26 protein-coding genes, 3 tRNA genes and 1 other RNA gene are annotated in these 26,011 nt (G+C 72.4%); 18 read left to right on the top strand and 12 right to left on the bottom strand.

The features are described 5' to 3' along the window. The first annotated feature begins 497 nt into the window (after nt 1-497). A tRNA-Gly gene (locus AB0927_RS07980) sits at nt 498-573 on the top strand. Between the two features lie 230 nt (nt 574-803). On the opposite strand, the gene AB0927_RS07985 is transcribed toward AB0927_RS07980, so the two are convergent. From AB0927_RS07985 to ffs, 6 genes are all read right to left on the bottom strand, one after another. Continuing rightward, nucleotides 804-1,703 carry a phosphoribosylaminoimidazolesuccinocarboxamide synthase gene (locus tag AB0927_RS07985; RefSeq protein WP_366666672.1) on the bottom strand — a complete coding sequence of 300 codons (900 nt, stop codon included), beginning with the start codon at nt 1,701-1,703 and terminating at the stop codon, nt 804-806. Nucleotides 1,704-1,795: 92 nt separating this feature from the next. After that, nucleotides 1,796-3,295 (bottom strand): N,N-dimethylformamidase beta subunit family domain-containing protein, encoded by a 1,500-nt coding sequence (locus tag AB0927_RS07990; protein ID WP_366666673.1) that lies wholly within the window; start codon nt 3,293-3,295, stop codon nt 1,796-1,798. 179 nt (nt 3,296-3,474) lie between these two features. Beyond that, a complete protein-coding gene (locus AB0927_RS07995; protein ID WP_366666674.1) occupies nt 3,475-5,286 on the bottom strand; it encodes a hypothetical protein in 1,812 nt (603 codons plus the stop codon). Between the two features lie 308 nt (nt 5,287-5,594). Next, on the bottom strand, nt 5,595-6,851 hold the full coding sequence (purD, locus tag AB0927_RS08000) for a phosphoribosylamine--glycine ligase (protein WP_366666675.1): 1,257 nt from the start codon (nt 6,849-6,851) through the stop codon (nt 5,595-5,597). A gap of 139 nt (nt 6,852-6,990) precedes the next feature. Then, nucleotides 6,991-9,276, bottom strand: a complete 2,286-nt coding sequence (locus tag AB0927_RS08005) for a DNA polymerase III subunit gamma and tau (RefSeq protein ID WP_366666676.1) — start codon at nt 9,274-9,276, stop codon at nt 6,991-6,993. Between the two features lie 55 nt (nt 9,277-9,331). Then, an RNA gene (gene ffs, locus AB0927_RS08010) (signal recognition particle sRNA small type) lies at nt 9,332-9,428 on the bottom strand. Between the two features lie 72 nt (nt 9,429-9,500). On the opposite strand from ffs, the gene AB0927_RS08015 reads away from it, so the two are divergent. Then, nucleotides 9,501-9,588: transfer RNA gene (locus AB0927_RS08015), tRNA-Ser, on the top strand. Between the two features lie 77 nt (nt 9,589-9,665). Here AB0927_RS08015 and AB0927_RS08020 read toward each other — a convergent pair. Both AB0927_RS08020 and AB0927_RS08025 read right to left on the bottom strand, forming a co-directional pair. After that, entirely contained in the window at nt 9,666-10,427 is a 762-nt protein-coding gene (locus AB0927_RS08020) for an SDR family NAD(P)-dependent oxidoreductase (RefSeq protein ID WP_366666677.1), read from the bottom strand. Beyond that, entirely contained in the window at nt 10,424-10,909 is a 486-nt protein-coding gene (locus tag AB0927_RS08025) for a cupin domain-containing protein (protein WP_366666885.1), read from the bottom strand. Before AB0927_RS08025 ends, AB0927_RS08020 begins: the two co-directional genes overlap by 4 nt. A gap of 173 nt (nt 10,910-11,082) precedes the next feature. On the opposite strand from AB0927_RS08025, the gene AB0927_RS08030 reads away from it, so the two are divergent. From AB0927_RS08030 to AB0927_RS08045, 4 genes are all read left to right on the top strand, one after another. Continuing rightward, nucleotides 11,083-11,676 carry an HhH-GPD-type base excision DNA repair protein gene (locus AB0927_RS08030; RefSeq protein ID WP_366666678.1) on the top strand — a complete coding sequence of 198 codons (594 nt, stop codon included), beginning with the start codon at nt 11,083-11,085 and terminating at the stop codon, nt 11,674-11,676. 66 nt (nt 11,677-11,742) lie between these two features. Beyond that, nucleotides 11,743-12,438: an HdeD family acid-resistance protein gene (locus tag AB0927_RS08035; protein ID WP_366666679.1), complete on the top strand. Its 696-nt coding sequence runs from the start codon at nt 11,743-11,745 to the stop codon at nt 12,436-12,438. Between the two features lie 162 nt (nt 12,439-12,600). Continuing rightward, a complete protein-coding gene (locus tag AB0927_RS08040) occupies nt 12,601-12,897 on the top strand; it encodes a type II toxin-antitoxin system VapB family antitoxin (RefSeq protein ID WP_004943146.1) in 297 nt (98 codons plus the stop codon). 168 nt (nt 12,898-13,065) lie between these two features. Beyond that, on the top strand, nt 13,066-13,719 hold the full coding sequence (locus AB0927_RS08045; protein WP_366666680.1) for a LytR C-terminal domain-containing protein: 654 nt from the start codon (nt 13,066-13,068) through the stop codon (nt 13,717-13,719). A 54-nt stretch (nt 13,720-13,773) separates the two neighbouring features. Here AB0927_RS08045 and upp read toward each other — a convergent pair whose 3' ends face one another. After that, the gene (upp, locus tag AB0927_RS08050; protein WP_366666682.1) at nt 13,774-14,409 is read right to left on the bottom strand and encodes a uracil phosphoribosyltransferase; all 636 of its coding nucleotides are present in this window, start codon (nt 14,407-14,409) and stop codon (nt 13,774-13,776) included. Nucleotides 14,410-14,512: 103 nt separating this feature from the next. Between upp and AB0927_RS08055 the strand changes: the two genes are divergently transcribed. From AB0927_RS08055 to AB0927_RS08090, 8 genes are all read left to right on the top strand, one after another. After that, a complete protein-coding gene (locus tag AB0927_RS08055) occupies nt 14,513-14,707 on the top strand; it encodes a hypothetical protein (protein WP_366666886.1) in 195 nt (64 codons plus the stop codon). Between the two features lie 321 nt (nt 14,708-15,028). Then, a complete protein-coding gene (locus AB0927_RS08060; RefSeq protein ID WP_366666888.1) occupies nt 15,029-15,565 on the top strand; it encodes a hypothetical protein in 537 nt (178 codons plus the stop codon). A 68-nt stretch (nt 15,566-15,633) separates the two neighbouring features. Further along, the gene (gene tadA / locus AB0927_RS08065) at nt 15,634-16,065 is read left to right on the top strand and encodes a tRNA adenosine(34) deaminase TadA (RefSeq protein ID WP_366666889.1); all 432 of its coding nucleotides are present in this window, start codon (nt 15,634-15,636) and stop codon (nt 16,063-16,065) included. A gap of 45 nt (nt 16,066-16,110) precedes the next feature. Then, nucleotides 16,111-16,195, top strand: a tRNA-Ser gene (locus AB0927_RS08070). 155 nt (nt 16,196-16,350) lie between these two features. Beyond that, a complete protein-coding gene (locus tag AB0927_RS08075; protein ID WP_366666683.1) occupies nt 16,351-16,530 on the top strand; it encodes a hypothetical protein in 180 nt (59 codons plus the stop codon). A gap of 10 nt (nt 16,531-16,540) precedes the next feature. Next, on the top strand, nt 16,541-16,834 hold the full coding sequence (locus tag AB0927_RS08080; protein WP_366666684.1) for a Dabb family protein: 294 nt from the start codon (nt 16,541-16,543) through the stop codon (nt 16,832-16,834). Between the two features lie 177 nt (nt 16,835-17,011). After that, nucleotides 17,012-17,848 (top strand): RNA polymerase sigma factor SigF, encoded by an 837-nt coding sequence (locus tag AB0927_RS08085; protein ID WP_366666890.1) that lies wholly within the window; start codon nt 17,012-17,014, stop codon nt 17,846-17,848. 383 nt (nt 17,849-18,231) lie between these two features. Further along, nucleotides 18,232-19,146 carry an RNA polymerase sigma factor SigF gene (locus AB0927_RS08090; protein ID WP_366666685.1) on the top strand — a complete coding sequence of 305 codons (915 nt, stop codon included), beginning with the start codon at nt 18,232-18,234 and terminating at the stop codon, nt 19,144-19,146. A gap of 199 nt (nt 19,147-19,345) precedes the next feature. Here AB0927_RS08090 and AB0927_RS08095 read toward each other — a convergent pair whose 3' ends face one another. After that, nucleotides 19,346-19,549, bottom strand: a complete 204-nt coding sequence (locus tag AB0927_RS08095; RefSeq protein WP_366666686.1) for a hypothetical protein — start codon at nt 19,547-19,549, stop codon at nt 19,346-19,348. Between the two features lie 206 nt (nt 19,550-19,755). Here AB0927_RS08095 and AB0927_RS08100 point away from each other — a divergent pair, with 206 nt between their 5' ends. The 3 genes from AB0927_RS08100 to AB0927_RS08110 all read left to right on the top strand — a co-directional run bounded on the left by AB0927_RS08100 (nt 19,756) and on the right by AB0927_RS08110 (nt 23,761). After that, nucleotides 19,756-20,250 (top strand): MarR family transcriptional regulator, encoded by a 495-nt coding sequence (locus AB0927_RS08100; protein WP_366666687.1) that lies wholly within the window; start codon nt 19,756-19,758, stop codon nt 20,248-20,250. A gap of 13 nt (nt 20,251-20,263) precedes the next feature. Further along, a complete protein-coding gene (locus AB0927_RS08105) occupies nt 20,264-22,837 on the top strand; it encodes an MFS transporter (protein ID WP_366666688.1) in 2,574 nt (857 codons plus the stop codon). Between the two features lie 102 nt (nt 22,838-22,939). Continuing rightward, complete coding sequence (locus AB0927_RS08110) at nt 22,940-23,761, top strand: YceI family protein (RefSeq protein WP_366666689.1); 822 nt, start codon at nt 22,940-22,942, stop codon at nt 23,759-23,761. A 57-nt stretch (nt 23,762-23,818) separates the two neighbouring features. On the opposite strand, the gene AB0927_RS08115 is transcribed toward AB0927_RS08110, so the two are convergent. Beyond that, nucleotides 23,819-24,469 (bottom strand): ANTAR domain-containing protein, encoded by a 651-nt coding sequence (locus AB0927_RS08115; protein WP_366666891.1) that lies wholly within the window; start codon nt 24,467-24,469, stop codon nt 23,819-23,821. A 284-nt stretch (nt 24,470-24,753) separates the two neighbouring features. On the opposite strand from AB0927_RS08115, the gene AB0927_RS08120 reads away from it, so the two are divergent. Further along, the gene (locus tag AB0927_RS08120; RefSeq protein ID WP_366666690.1) at nt 24,754-25,224 is read left to right on the top strand and encodes a PPOX class F420-dependent oxidoreductase; all 471 of its coding nucleotides are present in this window, start codon (nt 24,754-24,756) and stop codon (nt 25,222-25,224) included. A gap of 10 nt (nt 25,225-25,234) precedes the next feature. Here the strand turns inward: AB0927_RS08120 and AB0927_RS08125 are convergent, their stop codons facing one another. Then, nucleotides 25,235-25,990, bottom strand: a complete 756-nt coding sequence (locus tag AB0927_RS08125; protein ID WP_366666691.1) for a TetR/AcrR family transcriptional regulator — start codon at nt 25,988-25,990, stop codon at nt 25,235-25,237. Between the last annotated feature and the right edge of the window lie 21 nt (nt 25,991-26,011).

The following is a 26,011-nucleotide window of genomic DNA, read 5'->3' on the forward strand; positions in this document are numbered from 1 at the left end:
CAACGGCGGTGAATCGGTGGGGCTGTCGGTGCAGAAGGGGCCTGTGAGGCCGACGGTGGAGAACGACGGGTACGACGGTGTGAAGGACGCCACATCCCCGCGCGCCGAACTGCCCGGCCACCCGGTGCTGATCGCCGCCGGTCACGGACGTCTGAAGCGGGCCCTCGCGGCGACTGCGCGGGTTCGTCCCGAAGGCGGTCGGTTCCCGGCGGCTCGCCGGGGTCATCCGGACAGTGCGCCGGAAATCGTTCCGTGGACCCGGAGTTGACGGTCGGCGCGATCCCTCCGCCGGGGCCCTCCGCCGAGCGCGCGGGAGGCGAATACGCGGAAGCCGGACGCCGGTCGCGGAGATCGCCGGGCGGGCCGCGCCGCCCTCGGGGCCGGGCGGAACCACCTCCGCTCGGCCGGCACCGAGCCCGGCGCGAGAAACCGGCATACGGCAGTGCGCTCCCAGGCCGTCGAGGTTGGGTATAGTAGCTGTCGCGCCACGGCGCACTGCGGACGTAGCTCAGTTGGTAGAGCGCAACCTTGCCAAGGTTGAGGTCGCGAGTTCGAGCCTCGTCGTCCGCTCCAGGAAAAGACCCCCGGTCCATCGGACCGGGGGTCTTCTTCGTGTGTCTAGGGGGTGTCCGGCGGATCTTGGTGGAGGGAAGTCACGGCACGGTTTTGACCCAGGTGAGCGGGGTCTGGTGCGTCGAAATGCAAGGCGGAGGAGGGAGTCGACGCGGGCGTCGGCGACCGACGACAACGCCGCAGATCGGCGTGCCAGACCCCGCGTCTGCGCCAAGACCCGCCGGACACCCCTAGGACCAGCTGGTGCCGGTCAGGCGCTCGTAGGCCTCCACGTACTTGGCGCGCGTGGCGTCCACGACCTGCTGCGGCAGCGGCGGCGGAGGCTGCTCGCTCTTGCGGTCCCAGCCGGATTCCGCGGAGGTCAGCCAGTCGCGCACGAACTGCTTGTCGTACGACGGCTGCGCGCGCCCCGGCTGCCACTGGTCGGCCGGCCAGAAGCGGGAGGAGTCCGGGGTGAGGACCTCGTCGGCGAGGACGAGGGTGTCACCCTCGAAACCGAACTCGAACTTCGTGTCGGCCAGGATGATCCCCCGGTCGCGGGCGATGTCCCGGGCCCGGGAGTACACGGCGAGGGTGGCCTGGCGCAGTTGGGCGGCGGTCTCGGCGCCGACCTGGCGGGCGACCTCCTCGTAGGACACGTTCTCGTCGTGCTCGCCGACCTCGGCCTTGGTGGCCGGGGTGAAGATCGGGGCGGGCAGTTCGGAGCCGTCGACGAGGCCCTCGGGGAGGGCGAGTCCGCACACGGTCCGGGACTCGTCGTACTCCAGCAGGCCCGAGCCGGTCAGATAGCCGCGGGCCACGCACTCGACCGGAACCATCTTCAGCGACTTGCAGATCAGGGTCCGGCCCGCCCAGTCGGCGGGCGCGCCCTCGGGCAGCTCGTCGGAGATCACGTGGTTCGGGGCCAGGTCGCGCAACTGGTCGAACCACCACAGGGAGAGCTGGGTGAGGATGCGGCCCTTGTCGGGGATCTCCGAGCGCAGCACCCAGTCGTAGGCGGACAAGCGGTCGCTGGCGACCATCACGAGGTCGCCCGCCTCGTTCTGGTACAGGTCGCGCACCTTTCCGGTGTGCAGGTGCACCAGACCCGGAACCTGGATCGGCTCGGGCTTTTCTACGAATCCGGACACGGTTCCTCCCCGTGGTTCTGACCAAGTGCCTCGATTCTCCCTTATGCGGGTGGCCGGTTTCGGCCAGGGGTCGCCCCGGCCCCGGTACCGGCTCAGTCGCGTTTGCAGATGCGGTCCAGGAGGTTGGCCGTGGCGCGCTGGATACGGGGGTCCACATGGCCGGGGCGGTCCAGGGCCGGGGACCAGGCGAAGGTGCCGGAGGCGAACACCCAGGCGCCGGACGGGGCGCGGTACAGGGAGGTCTCCTGGTGGCGCAGGGCTCCGGTGGTGTCGGTGTAGGGGGAGTGGGCGAGCAGGATGCGCTCGTCGTGCGCGGGCAGCGGGGTGCGCGGGAAGTACCGGTCCGCCTCGCCCGCGACCAGGCCCGGGATCTCGTCGCCCTCCTGCGCGCCGGTGGCCTCCCACAGCCAGTGCCCCGCGTTGCGCACGATCAGCGGGCGCGGTTCGGGCACCCGGCCCGCGTACTGGATGCCGATCAGCTCCTGTTCGGGCCGGTCGATCTCCCGCCACAGCACCGGTTTGCCCGGCCCCTTGCGTTTGCGGCAGGTCAGCAGCCGGTCCGGCGTCCCGGACGGCGAGGGCCCCAACTCGACCTGCCAGTACATGGTGTTCGCGGAGAGGAAGACCAGCGAGGTGCCGTGGTCGCGGGCCCGCTCGGCCGCCCGGCGCATGGCCGGCGTCCAGTACTCGTCGTGGCCGGGGAAGATCAGGCCCCGGTAGCGGGTCGGGTCCACCCGGCCGGCGTGCAGGTCGCGGGCGTCGGCGTAGGCGAGGTCGTAGCCGTAGCGCTCGGCCCAGCGGATGACGTCGTAGGCGTGCCCGACGTGCAGCGGCAGGCCCGCGCCCGCGTACGGCCGGTCGAAGGAGACCGTGGTCGCCGCGTCGGCCTCGCCGAGCAGCGCGCCCTGTTCGTCCCAGGCGTGGTAGAGGCTGGCGCCGGTGCGCCCGTCCTCCGGGTAGAGGTTGTACGCCTGCCACGTCACGTCGGGCAGCAGCAGGAGCAGGTCGGCCGGGCAGTCGTCGCGGACGGTGAACGGCACGTGGGAGCGGTAGCCGTCGACGGTGGTCAGCACGGCCACGTAGGCGCCGATGCTCCAGTGCGCGGGCACCTGGAGGCGCCAGGACAGCCACCAGTGGTGGCAGGAGACCGTGCGGTCGGCGGCCAGCGGCGCGGGCTGCACGATGCCGGACAGCCGGGGACTGGTGGTGATCTTGGCGGCGCCGTCGCCCGCGTAGTGGCCGATCCGGTAGATGTCGACGGAGAACTCCTGCGGCGGGTCGACCGTGATGTGGAAGTCGATCGCCTCGCCGGGCGCGACCGCGCCGGTGGCGGTGAAGCCCTTGATCTGGCGGTGCACGTCGTCGGCCGAGCGGGGGTCGCCGCCGGGGCAGATGCGCGGCGGCGGGATGCGCGCGTCACCCCGGGCGTGCTGCTGGGGCACGGCCTCGACGTACCAGGGCACGACGTGGCCCGTGTCGTCGAAGTAGGTCTCGCTGCCGCGCAGCCAGGGCACCGGGCCCAGGCCGAAGGGATCCGTGACGGCGTGCGCGAGCGCTCCGGACTCCCAGCGGCGGATATGGTCCGAGGCCATGGTCGCTCCCCTCCCCGAGCCCCCTGTGTCCTCTTTTGGCGGTGCTCGCGGTGCTCGGCCCTGCTGTCGTATGTCGCATGCCTTTGCCAGGTGCGTGGTGATTCCCAGCACATCACATAACGCACGGGCTCGGTCACTATTCGTTGTGAATTGACCTTAAGTGGAAGCCGTGGCTCCTGTTAGACGAGGCGTATCGGCTTCTCGGGGCGTATCCCCGCGGCGGCCAGCCAGTCGCGCAGCGGGCCCGGCTCCCCCGTCTCGATCAGGCTCAGCACCCTGGGGGCCAGGTCGGCCGCCCGCTCGCCGTGCAGCAGCAGGGACGGGCCGTCCAGCCAGTCCAGGGCCGGGACCGCGCCCGCGGTGTCGACGGCGGCGCAGCACACCATCGCCGTGACGTGGTCGGTCAGGAGTTCGCGGGCGGTACGCGGGGGCTGGAGGGGGACGAGGGGCAGCGCGCCGCCGTCCCAGAGGGTGCTGGGCGGGCCCTGGCCGGCGGCGGTGGCGCCGTGGGGCACGGCGTTCTCCTCCCGGGCCACCTCGGCGCTGAGGCCGGCGGCGAGGAGGGCGCTGCGCTCGGTACCGGGGTCGTCCTCGTCCGGGTCGGCCCCCGGGTCGTCGCCCGGGAAGTCGTCTGGGACGTCGCCCGGGACGTCGTCCGGGGTGGGACCCGGGCCGGGGTCCGGGTCCGCGCCGGCCGGGGCGCGGGCGGGACCCGTGGGATCGGTGAGGTGGTCCAGGACCCGGGCCAGGGTGGGGGCCTCGGCGTGCCGCGCGGGGCGGGTGGCGAGGGAGTCCAGGACGCGGTGCAGCCGGGCCGCGTCGGCGCGCCAGGTGCGGTCCACGACCTCCTCCGGGTACGACTGCCAGTCCACCGGCGCCCAGTCGGACCCGGGCCCGGCGGGACCGCCGTGGAAGAGGCGCGCGGCAAGCAGCGAGGTGGCCTCGTCCACGGTGCCTGGCTCCTCCAGCAGGTCGCAGGCGGGCCGCTCACCGAGGCGGGAGGCGAAGCCCTCGGCGAGCCGGTCGCGGCGGGACAGCTCGGTGAGCGCGGCCACCACGCCCGCGTCCAGGCGGGAGGGCCAGCGGCCCATGCGCCAGGCGGGCAGCGCCACCCGGGTCAGCAGCCGGTCCCAGCCCGCGTAGGCGAGACCCACCTGTTCCTGGGCGACGATCCGCAGTCCGTAGTCCACCGTCTGCGCCCGCTCGGCGGCCGCGGCGGCGACCCCGCGCTCCATCTGCGCGGCGTGCTCGCGGCAGGCACCCAGCAGCAGCCGGGCCACCAGGCCGAGGGCCGCTGCCGCCCCGCGGGCCAGCGGCCCCCGTCTCGGCGTGGCCGCTATGGCCACCGTGGCGTCGAGCCCGCGCACGAAACGCCGGGCGGCGGCTATGTCGGGGTGCGCCGAGGGGCCCGTACCGGCGACGACCGGGGCGATGACCGCGCGCAGCTCACCGACCCGCATCCACCACAGGAACGGGGAGCCGATGACGAGGACCGGCGCGACGGGGGCCCGGCGCAGCGAGCGGCGCCCGTCACCCGGTATGTCCGCCTGGCCGGGACCCGGCAGGCCGGGCGGGCCCTGGACCGCGTGGGGCCGGTCCTCCAGCCAGCTGTCGCAGTCCGGGGTGAGGGCTATGGCGGAGGGCGCCGGGACCTCCAGCCGGTCGGCGAGGTCGCGCACCATCCGGTACAGGTCCGGGGCGGACTCCTCCACGACCGGCACCGTGGGACTCATGGCGGGGCGGGCGCGGGAGACGACCAGGGAGACGCCGGCGGTGGCCAGCAGGACGAGGACCGCGAGGGCGCCCACGGCCCAGCGGGCGGCGTCCCAGCCCGGACCGACCAGATGGCCCGTGGCCCCGCCGGCCAGCAGGATCACCTCGGCGGCCGCGGGCAGCACGGCCACGCCCAGGGCCCGGCCCCGGACCCGCAACACCGCGAGGGCCCGGGAGCGCGCGGCCTGCGCGCCCGCTTCCACACCGATTCCGGTCACGTGCCGACCTCACCCCCTCCCCTGCCGATGCCGTGCTGTCCTGGCGCTGCTCACTCCCCCACTGTGGCATCCGTCACTGACAACGCAATGCCGGTGGGCCAAGTGCGCAACGCCGGTGGGCCAAGTGCCGGAACGCTTGCGCGGCACCCTAGTTGCGGCCCCGGCCCACGTCAGCCGGATGGGCGATTGCTCACTCGATGGAATGGCTTTGGTCAGAGCTGGGTGACAGACGGCAAAGATCAGGCCCCGGATTCCGGATCCGGGGCCTGGGGGGGCGAACAGGGGCCGGGAAGCGTCCGAGGAGGCGCTCAGAGCGCCTCGGCCGCCGCCTTCGCCGCGATGTCGGTGCGGTGCTGCGAGCCGTCCAGCCCGATCCGGCTCACCGCCCGGTACGCCCGTTCCCGCGCCTCGGTCAGGTCCTTGCCGGTAGCGGTGACGGACAGCACGCGCCCGCCCGCGCTGACGACCGCGTCGCCGTCCTGCCGGGTGCCCGCGTGCAGGACGAAGGCATGCGGGGCGTCCTTCGCGGCCACCTCGTCCAGCCCGGTGATCGGGTCGCCGGTGCGCGGGGTGTCGGGGTAGTTGTGCGAGGCGACGACGACGGTGACGGCCGCGTCTTCGCTCCAGCGCAGCGGCGGCAGGTCGGCGAGGTTGCCGGTGGCGGCGGCCATCAGCAGCCCGGCCAGCGGGGTCTGCAGGCGGGCCAGCACGACCTGGGTCTCGGGGTCGCCGAAGCGGGCGTTGAACTCGATGACCCGCACGCCGCGGCTGGTGATCGCCAGACCGGCGTAGAGCAGACCGGAGAACGGGGTACCGCGCCGCCGCAGCTCGTCCACCGTCGGCTGGAGCACCGTGCTCAGCACGTCGTCGACCAGCTTCGGGTCGGCCCACGGGAGCGGCGAGTAGGCGCCCATGCCACCGGTGTTGGGGCCCTCGTCGCCGTCCAGCGCGCGCTTGAAGTCCTGGGCGGGCTGGAGCGGGACGACGGTCTCGCCGTCGGTGACCGCGAACAGGGACACCTCGGGACCGTCGAGGAACTCCTCGATCACCACGCGCTCGCAGGCCTCCGCGTGCGCCCTGGCGGCGTCCAGGTCGGAGGTGACGACGACGCCCTTGCCGGCGGCGAGTCCGTCGTCCTTGACGACATAGGGGGCGCCGAAGGCGTCGAGGGCCTCGGCGACCTCCTCGGCGGTGGTGCAGACGTACGAGCGGGCGGTCGGCACCCCGGCCGAGGCCATGACGTCCTTGGCGAAGGCCTTGGAGCCCTCGAGCCGGGCGGCCTCGCCGGACGGGCCGAACACCGCGATGCCCGCCGCGCGCACGGCGTCGGCCACACCGGCGACCAGCGGGGCCTCCGGGCCGACGACGACCAGCTCGGCGCCGAGACGCCGCGCCAGCTCGGTCACCGCGGCACCGTCGAGCGCGTCGACCTGGTGCAGCTCGGCGACCTCGGCGATGCCGGCGTTGCCGGGGGCGCAGTGCAGCGCGGTGACGTCGGGATCGAGGGACAGGGAGCGGCACAGGGCGTGTTCGCGGGCGCCGCTGCCGATGACGAGGACGTTCACGGGGGTCAGCCTAATGGCAAGGTCGCCGAAGTCCGGGGGCCGGGCAAGCCGTACGTTCCTACAAAGGCCGCCCGCGAGGGCCGTGTCCCCCTACCGGGAACGCGCTTGCGCGCGAGCCGCGGGCCTCACTCGTTGCCCCTCACTCGTTGGTGAACTCCTCCACCACGGTGGCGCCCAGCTCCCGCACGATCAGTTCGTGGCCGGAGAGGGCCGACTCGTCCAGGTCGGGGTCGTCGTCCTCGGGGATGTCGTCCTCGATGGAGACGGGGGGCGGCTCGGGAGCGGTGGCGGGCCGGGACGCGGCGGGGGCGGCCGCCGACGGGGCGGGGCCGCCGGGCGCGGGGGCGGACGCCCGCGGGGCGGGCTGGGCGGGCGGCGCGCTGGGGCGGGCCGCGGCGGAGGCGCCGTGACCACCACCGCCGGACGCGCCGGCGCCGCCGCCGGGGGCACCCGAGCCGCCGTAGCCGCCGCCACCGCCGAAGCCCGTGGAGCCGCCCGGGGCCGGGGGCGCGGAGCCGCCGCCGGACGGGTCGACCAGGGCCTCGATCTTCCACTGCACGTTGAACTGCTCGGCCAGCGCGGCCCGCAGCACGTCCTCGCTGCCGCTGCTCGCGAAGTTGTCACGGGCTCCGGCGTTGACGAAGCCGAGCTGGAGGGTGGTGCCGTCGAAGCCGGTGACCTGGGCGTTCTGGCTGAGCAGGATCCAGGTGAAGCGGCGGCGGTTCTTGACGGCCTCCAGGATGTTCGGCCAGAGCACGCGGGGGTCGAGACCGCCGGGGGCCGCCGCGGGCGCGGAGGGCGCGGGGGTGGGCTGCGCCGTCGGCTGGGCGGCGGCCGAGGGTGCCTGCGGCTGCGGGCCGCCCGGCGCGGCGGCCGTGGGCCAGCCACCGGGACGCCGCCCGCCGCCGGCCGGAGCCGCGGTGGGCCACGCGCCGGGGGCGGCGGCCGGGGACGGAGTGGGAGCCGGAGCGGCCGGGGCCGGCTGCTCGGCGGGCGCGCGAACAGCGGGGGCGGGGGCGGACGCGGCGGCGGGCGCCACCGGAACGGCAGGCGCGGGAGCGGGCGCGGGCGCGACCGGCGCCGCACCACCGGCGTCCGGCGCACCACCGGCACCCGGGACAGGACCGGCACCGGGGCCACCGCGCACGGCCGCCCGCGCCGCTGCGGGCCCCCCGCCGGGCGGCATCATCGCGGCCGGGGCGCCGCCGTGGGCCTCCGGCCCGGGGACGTACCCCATGGCCGGTGCGCCGGCGCCCGCGCTGAAGCTGACGCCGCGCTCGATGCGGTCGAGGCGGGCCATGACGGAGCGCTCGTCCCCGTAGGCGGCGGGCAGCAGGACGCGGGCGCAGATGAGTTCGAGCTGGAGGCGGGGCGAGGTGGCGCCGCGCATCTCGGTGAGGCCCTCGTTGACGAGGTCGGCGGCGCGGCTCAGCTCGGCGGCGCCGAAGGTGGCGGCCTGGGCCTGCATGCGTTCCAGCACGTCGGCGGGGGCGTCGATGAGCCCCTTGTCGACGGCGTCCGGGACGGCGGCGAGGATCACCAGGTCACGGAGGCGTTCGAGCAGGTCGGCGACGAAGCGGCGGGGGTCGTTGCCACCCTCGATGACGCGGTCCACGACCTCGAAGGCGGCCGCGCCGTCACCGGTGGCGAAGGCCTCGACGACGGAGTCGAGGAGGGAGCCGTCGGTGTAGCCGAGGAGGGCGGTGGCCATGGCGTACGTCACACCCTCCGCGCCCGCGCCGGCGAGGAGCTGGTCCATGACGGACATGGAGTCACGGACGGATCCGGCGCCGGCCCGCACGACGAGGGGAAGCACGCCGTCCTCGACCGGGATGCCCTCCTGCCCGCACACCTCGCCGAGGTAGTCCCGCAGGGTGCCGGGCGGCACGAGCCGGAAGGGGTAGTGGTGGGTCCGCGAGCGGATGGTGCCGATGACCTTCTCGGGCTCGGTCGTGGCGAAGATGAACTTGAGGTGCTCGGGGGGCTCCTCGACCACCTTCAGCAGGGCGTTGAAGCCGGCCGACGTGACCATGTGGGCCTCGTCGATGATGTAGATCTTGTACCGGCTGCCCGCCGGGCCGAAGAAGGCCTTCTCGCGCAGTTCACGGGCGTCGTCCACGCCACCGTGGGAAGCGGCGTCGATCTCGATGACGTCGATCGAACCCGGTCCGTTGCGCGCGAGGTCGCGGCAGGACTGGCACTCGCCGCACGGGGTGGGGGTGGGACCCTGCTCACAGTTGAGGCAGCGGGCGAGGATGCGCGCGCTGGTGGTCTTCCCGCAGCCCCGCGGCCCGCTGAACAGGTACGCGTGATTGACCCGGTTGTTCCGCAGCGCCTGCTGCAAGGGGTCGGTGACATGCTCCTGCCCGATGACCTCGGCAAAGGTCTCGGGACGGTAGCGGCGGTACAGCGCGAGAGACGACACGCTTACGAGGTTATAGGCGCCCACCGACAACCGGCCCCGCCGCGGACCCCGGGAACGCAGACGCCCCCCACGCACCCGCCAGAGCCGACCTACCCTTGCTGCCTTCCGGCCCTGGGGGAGTTCAGTCAGATAGCGCCGCGTGAGGGGCTACGCAGAGAGTACCCGATCCGGGCCTGCGGGAACGAGTTCGCTAGCACCCTCCTCGGTCATGTAATGTTTCCGGCGGAGGATTCGCCTAGAGGCCTAGGGCGCACGCTTGGAAAGCGTGTTGGGGGCAACCCCTCACGAGTTCGAATCTCGTATCCTCCGCCAGTGCCTCACCGGGCACGATGTCGAAGGGCCCCCTGGAAACAGGGGGCCCTTCGACATTGTCCGGCGTGATCCCGCGATCACCACGTGGGCCGCGCCGAGACGCCTCCGTCCACCACCAGGTCGTGGCCGGTGATCCAGGAGGCGAGGGGCGAGGCCAGGAAGGCGCAGGCGTCGGCGACGTCCTCGGGGCGGCCCAGGCGGCCGGTGGGGGTGGCGGCGAGCCAGCGCCGGACGCCGTCCGGCCAGTCCGCGGACAGGCCCGCGCGGTCGATCAGGCCGGGGGAGACCGTGTTGACGCGGATGCCGTCGGGGCCGTACTCCAGGGCGGCCGCGCGGGCGTGCGCCACGACCGCGGCCTTGGCCGCGCCGTAGTGGGCGTGGCCCGGGGCGGCCCGGCCGGCCTCGATGGAGGCGATGTGGGTGATGGTGCCGCCGCCGTGGGCGCGCAGGTGGGCCGCGGCGGCCTGGGTGCAGGCGAAGACGCTGGTGAGGTCGGCGTCGACGACCGCGCGCCACTCGGCGGCCGTCATGCCGGGCAGGGGCTGGACCGGCTGTACGGCCGCGTTGTTGACGAGCGCGGTGAGCCGCCCGCCGGACCACCGGAGGGTCTCCTGGACCAGGCGGTGGCAGGCGTCCTCGTCGGTCAGGTCCGCGCGCAGGACGACCGCCTCGCCGCCCGACTCCCGGATCCGGCCGGCGGTCTCCCCGGCCGCCGTCACCGCCGTACGGCAGTGGAGGGCGACCGCCGCGCCCTGTTCGGCGAAGCGCAGGGCGATGGCGCGGCCGATGCCGCCGCCCGCGCCGGTCACCAGGGCGGTCTGTCCGTCGAGGAGGCTCATGGCCGGCACAGCTCCCTGATCCGGGCGGCCTCGGCCGGGTAACGCGCCGTGAGGTCCGCCGCGTCCCCGTGTTCGTAGTCCTCGTAGGTGAACCCGGGGGCCGTCGTGCAGCCGAAGAACGTCCACGCGCCGCCCGGGGCCACCCGCGCCCCCATCCAGGTGCGGGCCGGCACGGTCAGCTGGAGTTGTTGCCCGAGGTGCGGGCCGGGGCCGAGGACCGCGGCGCGGGTGGTGCCGTCGGGGGCGAGCAGCAGCAGGTGCAGCGGGTCGCCGAGGTAGAAGTGCCAGATCTCGGCGTAGGGCAGGCGGTGCAGGGCGGAGTAGTCGTCCGCCGTGAGCAGCGCCACGATGGCGGAACCCTCGGGGCGGCCGTCCGCCCGCTCGGGCCCCGCCCAGGTACGCCGGAACAGGCCGCCCTCGCGGGGGATCGGTTCGAGTCCGTAGTGCGCGATCAGCTCGTGCGGAGTCGTCACGCCCGGCAGGCTATGTCCCTTTGCTCGCGAAGGAACGGACTTCCAGCGGGACGGGCTTCCTGCGTGACGGGCTTCCTGCGTGACGGGCTTCCTGCGTGACGGGCTTCCTGCGTGACGGGCTTCCTGCGTGACGGGCTTCCTGCGTGATGGAGGAATCGTGCGTGACGCGGGATCATCGGCTCATGGACGTCACCCTCCACCTCGCCCAGGACCCGGCGGCCGACGCGCTGCTCGGGCGCTCGCCCCTCGCCGCGCTGACCGGGATGCTGCTGGACCAGCAGGTCCCGATGGAGTGGGCGTTCAAGGGGCCCCGGACCATCGCCGACCGGCTCGGCGCCGAGGACCTGGACGCGCACGAGATCGCCGCGCGGGACCCGGAGGCCTTCGCCGCGCTGCTCTCGGAGAAGCCGGCCGTCCACCGCTACCCGGGCTCCATGGCGAAGCGCATCCAGCAGCTGTGCCAGTACCTGGTGGAGCACTACGACGGGGACGCCGAGGCCGTCTGGAAGGACGTCGGCAGCGGGGCCGAGCTGCTGAAGCGGCTCGAGGACCTGCCGGGGTTCGGCCGGCAGAAGGCGCAGATCTTCCTCGCGCTGCTGGGCAAGCGGCTCGGGGTCGCGCCGACGGGCTGGCGCGAGGCGGCCGGTGCCTACGGCGAGCCTGGGTCCTACCGGTCCGTCGCCGACATCACCGGACCGGACTCGCTCGCCAGGGTGCGCGCGCACAAGCAGGAGATGAAGGCCGCGGCCAAGGCGGCGAAGGCGGCCCGGAAGTAGGCCCGCGGGTACGCCCTGTGGCCCACCCGGGTGGCGGGCCGCGCCCACCCGTTCCGAGCATGGAGCATGACCGAGGCATCGCGTCACGGCCCGGAGTGGGGCCGTGAGTACGACGACCAGCACGTCCACGCCGGCCACCCGCCGGGCGCGCCGCACGAGCCGCAGGGACGCCGTGAGCGCCATGAGCCCGAGCCGCCGTTCGAGGGGCCGCTGCACGCGCTGGCGCGGGCCGCCTGGCAGGTGGTCCTGGTCACCGGGATCGCCTCGCTGGTCCTCGGCATCCTGGTCCTGGTGTGGCCGGGTCACTCCCTGGCCGTGGCCGGTGTCCTCTTCGGGCTCTACCTCCTGGTCAGCGGCGTCTTCCAGCTGATCGCCGCGTTCGGCACCCACCAGACGACCTCGCTGCGGGTGCTGGCGTTCATCAGCGGCACGCTGTCGATCCTGCTCGGCCTGCTCTGCTTCCGCGGGCCCATGCAGTCGATCCTGCTGCTCGCCCTGTGGATCGGCATCGGCTGGCTGATCCGCGGGGTGACCCAGACCATGGCCGCGATCTCCGACCCCCGGATGCCCGCGCGGGGCTGGCAGATCCTGCTCGGCGTCCTGACCTTCGTCGCCGGGATCGTGCTGATCGACTCGCCCTTCCGGTCGGTGGCCGTGCTGACCCTCGTCGGCGGCATCTGGCTGATCGTGGTGGGCGTCACCGAGATCATCACCGCGTTCCGCGTCCGCCACCGGGCACGGCAGGTGCCGCAGACCGTGTGACGCCTCTCGTGCGCGCCCCCGGTCAACAGTCCACAGGCTGTGCACAAAGCTCGGCCCCTGCTGCCGATAGACGGTCATTTGTTCTCTTTGCGGAGCCTTTTCGAGCGCCGCACTCCGGCGCCATGGCTGCGCCCGGAACGTCTGGGCCGGTAGGCTTTCCGTGTGATCTTCAAGCGCATCGGAAACGGCCGGCCGTACCCCGATCACGGCCGGGAAAGCACCCGGCAGTGGGCGGACGTCGCGCCGCGCCCGGTCCGCCTCGATCAGCTCGTGACCACGAAGCAGCAACTGGACCTGGAGACCCTCCTTGCGGAGGACTCGACGTTCTACGGCGACCTCTTCGCGCACGTCGTGAAGTGGCAGGGCGATCTCTACCTGGAGGACGGCCTGCACCGCGCGGTGCGCGCGGCGCTCCAGCAGCGCCAGGTGCTGCACGCGCGGGTGCTCGAACTCGACTGACGCCGCACCGATCGGACCGCTCGGACCGATCAGGCTCCCCGGCCAGGGCCGGTCGGGTGTCTCCATCGGGCCTGTGGCGCCGGACCATTGACCCTTTCGGGTTCCACTGAGCGCCCTCGACTGATCATCTAATAGGCAGCACCGCCCCGGCGCACTACGCTGCCGTTCATGAGCATGCTGACTCCCCCCGGCATGGGCGGCAAATACCGGATCACGGGGACGAAGTACCCCCGGATGCGCCGGCCCCGGCGGCGAGGCCGGCTGATCGCGGCCGTGCTGGCCTCCGCGTGCGCGCTCGGCCTGCTGGGCTGGGGCACGCTACAGCTCATCGACGTCTTCAGCGGGGGCGGCTCGACCGCCGAAGCCGCGAAGGAATGCCGCACCAAGACCAAGGCCGACGCGGCTCGGGCCACGAACGGACATCCGGCGAAGGCGCTGCCCGCGCCCGGCCGGATCACCGTGAACGTCTACAACGCCACCGAGCGCACCGGGCTCGCCAAGGACACCGCGGACCAGCTGAAGAAGCGCGGGTTCAAGATCGGCGACGTCGGCAACGCCGGCAAGGACTACGACAAGAAGGTGAAGGGCGCGGGCGTGGTCCTCGGACCGGTGTCCGCGGTCGGTACGTCCCTGCCGGTGCTCGGCGCGCAGGTCGCGGGGGCGGAGCAACGCCCCGACGGGCGCAAGGAGGCCACGCTCGACCTCGTCCTCGGGGACGGGTTCAAGGGGCTGGTGAAGGCGGCGGACGCGAACAGGACTCTGACGGCCCTGACCGCGCCCGCGCCCACGACTCCGGTCGGCTCCGCGAAGAAGGGGTGCTGAAACCCCTTCTCCGGCCCTTTCGGGTCGCCGCTGCCGGGCCGCCGAAGGGTTCGGCTACTCCGCCGCGCCGTACAGCCGGTCGCCCGCGTCGCCCAGGCCCGGCACGATGTAGCCCTGCTCGTTGAGGTGGTCGTCGACCGCGGCCGTCACCACCGTCACCGGCGTGCCCGCCAGTTCGCGCTCCATCAGCTCGACGCCCTCGGGGGCGGCCAGCAGGACCACCGCGGTGACGTCGTCCGCGCCGCGCTTGATCAGCTCGCGGATGGAGGCGACCAGGGTGCCGCCCGTGGCCAGCATCGGGTCGAGGACGTAGACCTGGCGGCCCGAGAGGTCCTCCGGCATCCGGGTGGCGTACGTGGAGGCCTGGAGCGTCTCCTCGTTGCGGAGCATGCCCAGGAAGCCCACCTCGGCGGTCGGCAGCAGCCGGACCATGCCGTCGAGCATGCCGAGACCGGCGCGCAGGATCGGCACGACGAGCGGGCGGGGGCGGGCGAGCTTGACGCCGGTGGTGCGGGCGACCGGCGTGTCGATGTCGACGACCTCGGTGCGCACGTCCCGCGTGGCCTCGTAGGCGAGCAGGGTGACCAGTTCGTCGGCGAGCCGGCGGAAGGTCGCGGAATCGGTGCGCTGGTCGCGCAGCGTGGTGAGCTTGTGAGCGACCAGGGGGTGGTCGACGACATGGAGACGCATGCCCATAACGGTACCCGCGCCCCGGAGCGGCGGACGCTGGCGTCAAACCGTCCGTCCGGGGGAAAGTGAGAGGGACGGACTGGGGTGGTGTGACGTGTCTGACCTGCCTGAGACGCCCGACGACGCGCACGGGACCGGACCGGCGGTGCCCGAGACCGAGGCCGAGCGGCGCCGTCGCCGGGCCCGGTTCCTGCGCGAGCTGGCCGAGGCCCGCGCCCTGCGCGCCCGGGTCCAGCCGCGACGCGCCAAGGCGGCCCGGCTGCGCCACGCGATGCGGATGCGGACCTTCCGCTGGTAGGGCGGCCGCGATGAGCTGGGGCCCCTGGGCAAGAAGCGGGTGAGGAAGATCGCCGGGCGCGCCGACGTTTCCGAGGTGGGCGTGCGTGTACGTGTCGCAAAGCCGCGTACGATCCGCAAGTGGCCGCAATGAGAGCGCTGGTGACTCTGTGACGATTCACGCTCGAAACCGCCAGACACAGGGAGCCGAAGACGTCCCCTGAACGCCTTGTTTCTGCCACGATTCCGAGTGGGTGGGGCTCGGAGCCCAGCTCTCTCCGCCCAAGAACCTCCGCCGGGGGGACCCCCAACCGGCACGCCTATGACCAGTGGGAGAGTCACGGTGTACTTCGCCGCACTGCTCGCGCGCACCGAAGACGGGTGGGAAGCGAGCGACACAGAGCTCGACGATGTGGAGACCCTGTCGGATCTGGCCGACCTGGCCCGTGAGTCCTCTCCCGAGGAGGACACGGTGCTCGTCCTGATCGAGCAGGAGGACGCCTGGTTCGGCGTCGTCCGCGTGGACGGGGAGGAAGACCCCCGGATCTATGTCTCGGACGCGGCCGCCGCCGCCCGCAGCGCCTACGGCGAGCTGCTGCTCACCGACGAGCTGCTGGGCCGGGAACCCGGTGCCGCCGATGGCCCCGACCTGGACGAACTCGACCTCGACGGCACGGAGGACGGCGAGTCCGACGCCCCCGACGAGGACGAGGAGGGCGGCACGGGCGACGCGGTGCCGCACAGCCCGGTCGGCGACAGCGGAATCCTCGACGACCTGGGCATCAGCGAGAAGGAACTGCGCTCCCTGGACGCCGATGACGCGCTCGGTTCGATCGCCGAGGCCCTGGGCGCCTCGGAGGTGCTGGAGACCGTCCGCTGACCGCGGGACACCCGGTGCCCAGTACTCGACCGGTGCCCGACCCGGTGCGTGACCCCTGGCGGGACGCGATGCGGCTCGCCCTGGACGAGGCCGAGGCCGCCGTCCGGGGCGGAGACGTCCCCGTCGGCGCCGTCGTCCTGTCCCCGGACGGTACGACGGTGCTCGCCACCGGGCACAACGAGCGCGAGGCCACCGGCGACCCCACGGCCCACGCGGAGGTCCTCGCGATCCGGCGGGCCGCCGCACGCCTCGGCGAGTGGCGGCTGACCGGCTGCACCCTCGTCGTCACCCTGGAGCCCTGCACCATGTGCGCGGGCGCGCTGGTGCAGTCCCGGCTGGACCGGGTGGTCTACGGCGCCCGGGACGACAAGGCGGGCGCCGCCGGCTCGCTGTGGGACGTGGTGCGCGACCGGCGGCTCAACCACCGCCCGGAGGTCGTCGAAGGCGTCCTCCGTGAGGAGTGCGCCGCGCTGCTCACGGAGTTTTTCCGGGATCGCTGAATACCGATTTCGAACCACGCCCCACCGTGCTGTAAGGTCTCCCTCGGTAGCGTGTCCGAGCGGCCGAAGGAGCTCGCCTCGAAAGCGAGTGTGGCGCAAGTCACCGAGGGTTCAAATCCCTCCGCTACCGCTTCCGGAAGGGCCTCGTCTTACGACGGGGCCCTTTCCGTATGCGCTCAAATCGCCTTGTGCGGCGGGCCGTTGGTCCGCGATAAAGGCATGGCCGTTACACTCGCCGCCGGCAGCAGGGCCCCCAGGGGGTCATGGACACACGGGAGGGCCGCGGTGGCGGTGAACGCCAAGAAGATCGTTCTGTACGCGCTCGTGGTCTTCGTCCTGTACGTGATCATCACGGACCCGGCCAGGGCGGCCGGCTACGTCCAGATAGGCTTCGAGGGCATATCCGACGCGGCCGGGGCCATCGGGGACTTCATGACCTGGGCGGCCAACGGAGGAAAGAACTGAGGTACTCCGCATGATCCGCCACCTGGTCCTGTTCAAGCTCAACGAGGGTGTCGAGCGCGACGATCCGCGGGTCACGGCGGGCGTGGCGGCCTTCCAGGCACTGCCCGGCCGGATCGAGGAGCTGCGCTCCTGGGAATGCGCCTGGAACATCACCGACCGGCCGATCGCCTACGACTTCGCGATCAACTCCGCGGTCGAGGACACCGGCGCCCTCCAGCGCTACCTGGACCACCCGGCCCACCAGGCGGGTGTCGCCCTGTGGCGTGAGTTCGCCACGTGGGTGATCGCGGACTACGAGTTCTAGGGACCCCCCGAGCTCCGCTGAAGCCTCCCGCCACGCAGGCGGGGGGCTTTCGTGCGTTTTGCGCCCCAACTTGTCAATGTTTGAACACAACACGGCGTTATACGGTGCTTGCACACAGTGCACATGTCTTGTGATGCTATGACCGCTTTTGACGGATGATTGACCGAAGAGGTGGCGTTGACCGTGCCGGCCAGTACAGCGCCGCCCCAGGAGGAGGCCCCCGTCCCCGCCTCTCCGGAACCCGGGAAACGCCGTGGCGCGGACACCCGGGCCCTGACCCAGGTGCTCTTCGGCGAGCTGAAGCAGCTCGCCCCCGGCACTCCGGAGCACAACCGGGTGCGGGGCGCGCTGATCGAGGCGAACCTCCCGCTCGTGCGCTATGCCGCCGCCCGTTTCCGCTCCCGCAACGAGCCCATGGAGGACGTGATCCAGGTCGGCACCATCGGCCTGATCAACGCCATCGACCGCTTCGACCCGGACCGGGGCGTGCAGTTCCCGACCTTCGCCATGCCGACCGTCGTCGGCGAGATCAAGCGGTACTTCCGGGACAACGTCCGCACCGTGCACGTGCCGCGCCGGCTGCACGAGCTGTGGGTGCAGGTCAACAGCGCCACCGAGGACCTGACCACGCTGCACGGCCGCTCCCCCTCCACCGCCGAGATCGCCGAGCGGCTCAGGATCAGCGAGGAGGAGGTGCTCAGCTGCATCGAGGCGGGCCGCTCCTACCACGCCACCTCCCTGGAGGCCGCGCAGGAGGGCGACGGGATGCCCGGGCTGCTGGACCGCATCGGCTACGAGGACCCGGCCCTGGACGGCGTGGAACACCGCGACCTGGTCCGCCACCTCCTCGTCCAACTCCCCGAGCGCGAACAGCGAATCCTGCTGCTGCGCTACTACAGCAATCTCACCCAGTCACAGATCAGCGCCGAACTCGGCGTCTCCCAGATGCACGTCTCGCGGCTGCTCGCGCGCAGCTTCCAGCGGCTGCGCTCGGCGAACCGTATCGACGCGTAACCCTTACAACGGCCGGCTCACAAGAAGGCCGACGTATAACAGAGCCCCGGGCGCATACCGGGCAGCACTGCGGTCGCACGGTGGGCGCACCGAAGCACACACCCGAACAGCCCTGCATCGCAAAACCGATCGAGCGCTCACCGCCACGGGCGATTCGCTCACCAGGGCTGTTGCCGACGGACAGGAGCCGAAAGTCCGTCAGACCCCTTTTCTCCAGCGGTGATTCGCATCTCTCGTGTCGACATGTCACTACAGCGCGTTGCCGACATGTGACATTCTGCGGGAGACGCGTTTGCCGGGGCCCTGGCACCGGTATTCAGGTGAGGGCTGCGTTGTCGACCGACGGCGTGGCCGCGACCGTCCCGCGACCCGAAGGGGGTGGCATGTCCGCAGAACAGGGCAGCTCGAAAGTGCTGACGCCCGCGAAGAGCGAGGCGGCGCCCAAGGAGCTCGACGCACTCGACGTCATCGACGGCATCGAAGGCGTCGCGTCCCTCGACGCCGTGCCTGCCCCGGCCATCCCCGCCACGGGCGAGGCCATCGACACCCGCACCCTGTCCCGCTCCCTGTTCCTGCGCCTCGCCGCGCTGGACGAGAACAGCCCCGAGCGCGCCTACGTCCGGGACACCCTGATCGAGCTGAACCTGCCGCTGGTCCGCTACGCGGCGGCGCGCTTCCGCTCGCGCAACGAGCCGATGGAGGACATCGTCCAGGTCGGCACCATCGGCCTGATCAAGGCGATCGACCGCTTCGACTGCGAACGGGGCGTGGAGTTCCCGACGTTCGCGATGCCCACGGTGGTCGGCGAGATCAAGCGCTTCTTCCGCGACACCTCCTGGTCGGTGCGCGTCCCGCGCCGCCTCCAGGAACTGCGCCTCGCCCTCACCAAGGCCAGCGACGAGCTGTCGCAGAAGCTGGACCGCTCCCCGACGGTGACCGAACTGGCCGCCGTGCTGGGCGTCTCCGAGGAGGACGTGGTCGACGGCCTCGCGGTCGGCAACGCGTACACCGCCTCCTCGCTGGACTCCCCGGCCCCCGAGGACGACGGCGGCGAGGGCTCCCTGGCCGACCGGCTCGGCTACGAGGACTCGGCGCTCGAGGGCGTGGAGTACCGCGAGTCCCTCAAGCCGCTGCTGGCCAAACTCCCGCCCCGGGAGCGGCGGATCATCATGCTGCGCTTCTTCGCCAACATGACCCAGTCGCAGATCGGCGAGGAGGTCGGCATCTCGCAGATGCACGTCTCCCGCCTGCTCACCCGGACCCTGGCCCAGCTCCGCGAGGGCCTGATCTCGGACTGACGTCTCCGCCCGGCGGAGGGCCGGCCACCACGGCCCAGGGCTCCGCACGGGACGCTCACGGGACACCCCGTACGGCAACCTCCGTACGACGGCATGCTCACCCGGCCGCCGACGCACCCTCGCGGGAGCCTCGGCGGCCGTCGTGTGTCCGGAGCGCGGTCCTGGCGCGCGGTCCTGGCGCGCGGTCCTGGCGCGCGGGTTACTTCAGCGCGAGCCAGGCGACGCCGGCCACGACCACGAGGGCCACGATGACGCCGATGATCACGCCGACGCGGGGGCCGGAGGAGGAGGCGGCGGGCGCCTGCTGCTGACGCCCCTGCGGAGCCTCGTCGACGAACGCGCGGAACATCTGAGTGTTGCCGGCAGGGTCGTAATTGCCCTGGGGGCCCTGGGTGTTAGCCATGGCCCGAGACCTTAGCGAAGACGGGCCCGGGCCCCCAAGTGGGGGGCCACCGGGACAGACGGGGACACCCCTCCCGCATCGACCTGCATATTCACATCCGCAACGCTTGCCTTTGCCAAGGTTTTACGCGTGGACCCCCCTACTTATTTGCCTGTAGCAACCAATGGGTCTTATGGTTGCCCTAAGCAACGAATACGGGAGGTGTGATGGCCGAGCATGCGCAGTTTGACGAGCTTGCGCGCCAGCTCAGTGCTGTCGGCGCCGTGAAACGGGACCTCGTACGGGTACTCCCGCCCGAGTGTCCTGGCGGCTCGGCCGCCGTGCTGACGTTGCTCGGCCGACATGGCGACATGCGCATGAGCAAGCTCGCGGAGCTGCTCGCTGTCGATCTGTCGGTGACGAGCCGGCACGTCGCGCATGTCGCCGCACGCGGCTGGATCGAGCGGCACCCGGACCCGGCGGACAAGCGCTCGCGCATCCTGCGCCTGACGCCCGCCGGACAGGAGCAGCTCGACGAGCTGTCCGAACGGACCTCGCAACTGCTCGCCGAGCGGCTCGGCGACTGGACCGACGACGAGATAGCCCAGCTCATACGGCTGATGACCCGGCTGCGCTCGTCCTTCGGCGACTGCCGGTCCCCCTCGGCCCGGCCGCCCTCTCCCGTAGTCGAAGAGACCACCCGTACACCCGCAAGCACGTAAGAAAAGGAAGCCCATGGCAACGACCACACCAGCCGGTGTGCGGGCTCACGCCAAGCACGGGGGAGGCTCCTCGGCGGGCGACGCCCCGATGACCCACCGGCAGATCATGGAGGCGCTCTCCGGCCTCCTGATCGGCCTGTTCGCCGCCATCCTGTCCTCGACGATCGTCACCAACGCACTGCCGACGATCATCAAGGACCTCGGCGGCGGCCAGTCCGCCTACACCTGGGTCGTCACCGCGGCCCTGCTGACGATGACCGCCTCGGTGCCCCTGTGGGGCAAGCTGTCCGACCTGTTCAGCAAGAAGGCGCTCGTCCAGATAGCCCTGATCATCTACGTGGCCGGTTCGGTCATCGCCGGTCTCGCGCAGAACCCGGCGATGCTGATCACCGCCCGTGCGGTCCAGGGCCTCGGCGCCGGCGGTCTGTCCGCCCTGGTGCAGGTCATCCTGGCCGCGATGATCTCCCCGCGTGAGCGTGGCCGGTACTCCGGCTACACCGGCGCCACCTTCGCCGTCGCCACCGTCGGCGGCCCGCTGCTCGGCGGTGTCATCACCGACACGAGCTGGCTCGGCTGGCGCTACTGCCTGTTCGTCGGCATCCCCTTCGCGCTGATCGCGCTGGTCGTCCTCCAGAAGACGCTGCACCTGCCGGTCGTCAAGCGCAAGGTCAAGGTCGACTGGCTCGGTGCCTTCTTCATCACCGCGGGCGCCTCGCTGCTGCTGCTCTGGGTGACCTTCGCCAACGACAAGTACGAGTGGGTGTCCTGGCAGACGTACGTGATGGTGGGCGGCACCATCGTGCTCGGCCTGCTGTTCGTCCTCACCGAGTCCAAGGCCTCCGAGCCGATCATCCCGCTGCGCCTGTTCCGCAACCCCACGATCTCGCTGGCCTCGATGGCCTCGCTGTTCGTCGGCGTCGGCATGTACTCGGGCACCGTCTTCTTCTCGCAGTACTTCCAGCTCGCGCGGGACAAGTCCCCGACCATGTCGGGCGTGATGACCATCCCGATGATCGGTGGTCTGTTCGTCTCCTCCATGGTCTCCGGCCGGATCATCTCCAACACCGGACGCTGGAAGAACTGGCTGGTCACCGGCGGTCTGCTGCTCACGGCCGGCCTGGCCCTGCTCGGCCTGATGCGCTACGACACCCCCTACTGGCAGCTGGCCATCTACATGGCGCTGCTGGGTATCGGTGTCGGCATGATGATGCAGAACCTGGTGCTCTCCACGCAGAACCAGGTCGCGCCCAAGGACCTGGGCTCCGCCTCCTCCACGGTGAGCTTCTTCCGCTCCCTCGGTGGCGCGGTCGGCGTCGGTGTGCTCGGCTCGGTCATGTCGGGCCGGATCACCCACTACGCCACGAGCACCATCGGCGAGCTGAGCCCGAAGGCCCGGGTGGCCGCGGCCCAGGCCATGGGCGGCGGCGAGCTGCCCGACATGAACAGCCTGCCCACGGCGATCCGTCGTTGGCTGGAAGGCGCCTACGGTCACGGCATCGCCGACGTCTTCCTCTACGCGGCGCCCTGCGCCCTGGTCGCCTTCATCCTGGTGATGTTCATCAAGGAGGTCCCGCTGCGGACGACCGGCGCCCTGGCCCAGGCCGCGCAGGAGAAGAACGGGACGCCGGCCGAGGCCGCCGCGCCCGTCGAGACCACGCTGGAGAACATCATGCAGAACGAGGCGGGCGAGCCCGTCCAGGAGAAGGTGCCCAGCCTGACCGCGCCCGCTCCGGTGGTGGGTGCCACCGAGGCGCTGGCCACCGCGACCGCTTCCGCCGCGCCGATGACGGCCGTGGCGACCATCGCCGAGCCCGGCTCGGGCGGCGAGGGCACCCCGGTGCACGGCTTCGTCCGCGGCGCCGAGAGCGCCCCGGTCCCGCAGGCCGCGGTCACCCTGATCTCGCTGGCCGGCCGCCAGCTCGGCCGCTCGGTCGCCCAGGCCGACGGCTCCTACCGGCTGGCCGCCCCCGGCACCGGCTCGTACGTCCTGATCGCCTCCGCCGACGGCTACCAGCCGCAGGCCTCCACCATCGTGGTGGGCGAGGAGCCGCTGTCGTACGACATCCTGCTCAGCGGCACCAGCGGGCTGACCGGTGTGGTGCGGGCCGCCGGGAGCGCGCTGCCGGTCAAGGACGCCATGGTGATCGTCACCGATGTGCGCGGTGACCTGCTGGCCACCGCCGCCACCGGGGAGCAGGGCGAGTTCGCCTTCACCGACCTGGTGCCCGGCCCGGTGACCGTCGCCGTCAACGCGGGCGGTTTCCGGCCGCGCGCCCTGCCCGTCGAGGTCGCCGCCGCCGGCATCACCCGGGTCGCCGTCGACCTGGACGCCGGCGCCCGCCTCCAGGGTGTCGTCAAGGCCCCGCACGGCCCGCTGGCCGACGCCCGGGTGACCCTGGTCGACCAGGCGGGCAACGTGGTCGGCAGCGCCACCACCGGTGAGGACGGCGCGTACGCCTTCACCGACCTGGACAGCGGTGAGTACACCGTCATCGCGACCGGCTACCCGCCGGTGGCGACCGCGCTGACCGTCACCGGCACCGGTGCCGACGGTCACGACATCGAACTCGCCCACCCCGGCGAGTAGTTCGACCCGGCCCGTGGCAGGGCACGCTCCGAGCGGAGCTGCCCGGTGCCACGGGCCGGTTTCTTACGACCGATTTGTAAGGCCTTGCAGGGAGAAAACGGGATGGGACTGACCGCGAAGATCCGTACGCGGGACGGGTGGGCCGTGTCGCACGCGGTCGTGACGGTGACCGACATGACCGGCACGCAGGTGCTGCGGGCCGAGGCGGACCCCGAGGGGGCCGTACGGGACACCACCGAGCTGGCGCCGGGGGCGTACACCGTGATCGTGACGGCCGTGGGGTACGCGCCGGCCGCGTCCAGCGCGATCGTCACCGCGAGCGGCCGGGCCGAGATCGGCACCGTGACCCTGGCCCGGCAGGGCGGCACCGAGCTGCCGCCGCCCGGCCCCTGGACGATCGACCCGGCGCATTCCTCGGTCGCGGCGGTCGCCCAGCACCTGGGGATCTCCAGCGTGCACGGCCGGTTCACGGAGTTCGGCGGCACCATCGAGATCGCGCCGGACGACGTCGCCAAGTCCCGGGTGGAGGCGGTGATCAAGGCCGGGTCCATCGACACCGGCAACGGCATGCGCGACACGCACCTGCGCTCCGGTGACTTCCTCGACATCGAGAACCACCCGGAGATCACCTACCGCTCCACCGGGCTGACCCAGGCGGGCTCGGACCGCTGGACCGTGCACGGCGAGCTGTCCCTGCACGGCGTGGTCCGCCAGGTCGACCTCGACCTCGCCTACCTCGGCACCGGCGCCGACCCGTGGGGCGGCACCCGCGCCGCCTTCCGCGCCACGGCGGAACTGCACCGCGAGGACTTCGCGATGAACTACAACCAGGTGCTCCAGGCCGGCATCGCCGCCATCGGCACCACGCTGAAGGTGCAGCTGGACATCCAGGCAGTGCAGGGGGACAGCCTGCCGGCCGCCTGATCCCGCGCCGAGAGGAGCCCGCCGACCGGATGCCGGTCGGCGGGCTCCTTTCGGTTCTCAGTCGTCCGTGGCGCCCACGATGCGGCGGGCCAGGTCGCGGAGCTTGATGTTCTCCCGCTGGGAGGCGCGCACGAGGCTCTCGAAGGCGGCCTGGGCGTCGATGTCCAGGCGCTCCATCAGGACGCCGGTGGCCTGTCCGATCAGATCCCGGGTGTGCATGGCCTCGGTCAACTGCTCGCGCACGGTCACGGAGTTCAGGGCGAGGCTCACGTGCGCGGTGAACAGCCGGCCGAGCCGCGCGGCCGTCTCGTCGAAGGCGCCGGGCTTGCGGGAGTAGGCGGTGAGCACCGTCAGCCGGCGCTTGTCGGCGCGCAGCCGCATCGACAACACCGAGCGCAGCTCCTGCCGTTCGCCCTCCGCGCCGACGCTGTCCGCCACCCGCACCACCGGCGAGGTCCACAGCCGCTCCCAGTGCGGCAGGTCGGGGGTGCCGGCCTCGCGCACGAGGTCGTCGCTCCAGGCGACCGTGCGCAGCTCCTCCCCGCGCTCGAGCTCGCAGACTCCCGCGTGCTCGGCACCGGGCAGCAGCCGCACCGCGAGCCGGACCGCCGTGTCGAGGGTGGCGCCGGGGGTGGTGCTCCCGTGCAGCTCACGGGCCGCCACCGTCATGGCCTCGGCCAGGTCGAGACCGCCGGGGGAACGGGTCACCTCGGAGACGTCGTACGCGGAAAAGTCGTACGCGGAAGAGTCGGGCACGGAAAAGTCGGACGCGGCCACCACGAACCTCTCGGATGACATGACCGTACGGCCATGCGCTGGAGAGCTCCGCAGCACATTCCCGACTGCGAGCACAGGACATCAGAACTCTAGCTGCTCCATTGCGGTGAAGTGACCTCCCACCGGCCCCCACCGGAGCCCCCCGTCCCCGGCGCGCCGTGCCTGTCTCCAGCAGGGTCAGGCTGGATCGGGGGTCCGCGCCCTAGGCTGCGGACATGGCACCGAACATCGCGACGAACACCCGCGTCTCCCTGGACGAACTGCTGGACTTCGTACGGCCCCGCCACCGCGCGCTGCTGATCACCCGCCGCGCCGACGGCTCCCCGCAGGCCTCCCCGCTGACCTGCGGGGTGGACGACTCGGGCCGGATCGTGGTCTCGACCTACCCGGAGCGGGCCAAGACCCGGAACGCCAAGCGGGATCCGCGGGTGAGCCTGCTCGTGCTCAGCGACGACTGGAACGGCCCCTGGGTGCAGGTCGACGGCACCGCCGAGGTCGTCGACACGCCCGACTCGGTGGAACCACTGGTCGAGTACTACCGCAACATCGCCGGTGAGCACCCCGACTGGGACGAGTACCGGGCGGCCATGCTCAAGCAGGGCAAGTCGATCATCCGGGTGACGCCCGAGCGATGGGGGCCGGTGGCGACCGGGGGCTTCCCGGCGCGGCTGGTCGCCGGGGAGTAGAGCGGGGGGTTCATCCCCGTTCGACCATCGCCTCGATGCCCGCGATCAGCAGGTCCAGGGCGAAGGTGAAGTCACTGTCCATCAGCTCGGCGACGGTGCCCCGGCCGCGGGCGTCCATGATCGGCTGGGACTCCTGGACGAAGGCCGCGGTGCCGGGGTCCTCGCGGACCAGGTCCACGGCCTGCTGGTAGTAGTCCTCCGGGGTCAGCCCGGAGGCCGCGATCCGGCTCATGAACCGGGCCTCTGTCGTGCCGAAGCCGTACACGAACTGGAAGACGGCGGCGATCGCGCCCACCACCCGGTGCGCGGGCAGCCCGGAGCGGCCGAGGGTGCGCTGCACGCTGCGGGAGAACTCCAGCGAGCGGGGGCCGATGTTCAGGTACTGGCCGGCCAGCCGGGACAGCCAGGGGTGGCGCACCAGCAGGCCCCGGTACTCGGCGGCCAGGGCCCGCAGCCGCTCCCGCCAGTCGGTGGCGTCGTCCTCGCCGGGCAGGCGCAGTTCGCCGTAGGCCGCGTCCAGGGCGAGTTCGAGCAGGTCGTCCTTGGTGTCGACGTACCAGTACAGGGACATCGCGGTGACGTTCAGCTCGGCGGCGAGGCGTCGCATGGAGAAGTTCGCGAGCCCCTCGGCGTCCAGGAGGCGCACGGACGCGGCGGTGATCCGCTCCCGGTCGAGACCGGAGGGCTGCCCGCCGCGCCCGCGGCGCCGGTGCTCCTCCCGGAGCCACACGCTGTCCCGCGCCGCCCGCCCCGCCGTCTTCACCACCGGCGCACCTCCTCCGTTTCC

The sequence above is a fragment of the Streptomyces sp. NPDC048106 genome, assembly GCF_040706415.1.
GTDB lineage: Bacteria > Actinomycetota > Actinomycetes > Streptomycetales > Streptomycetaceae > Streptomyces.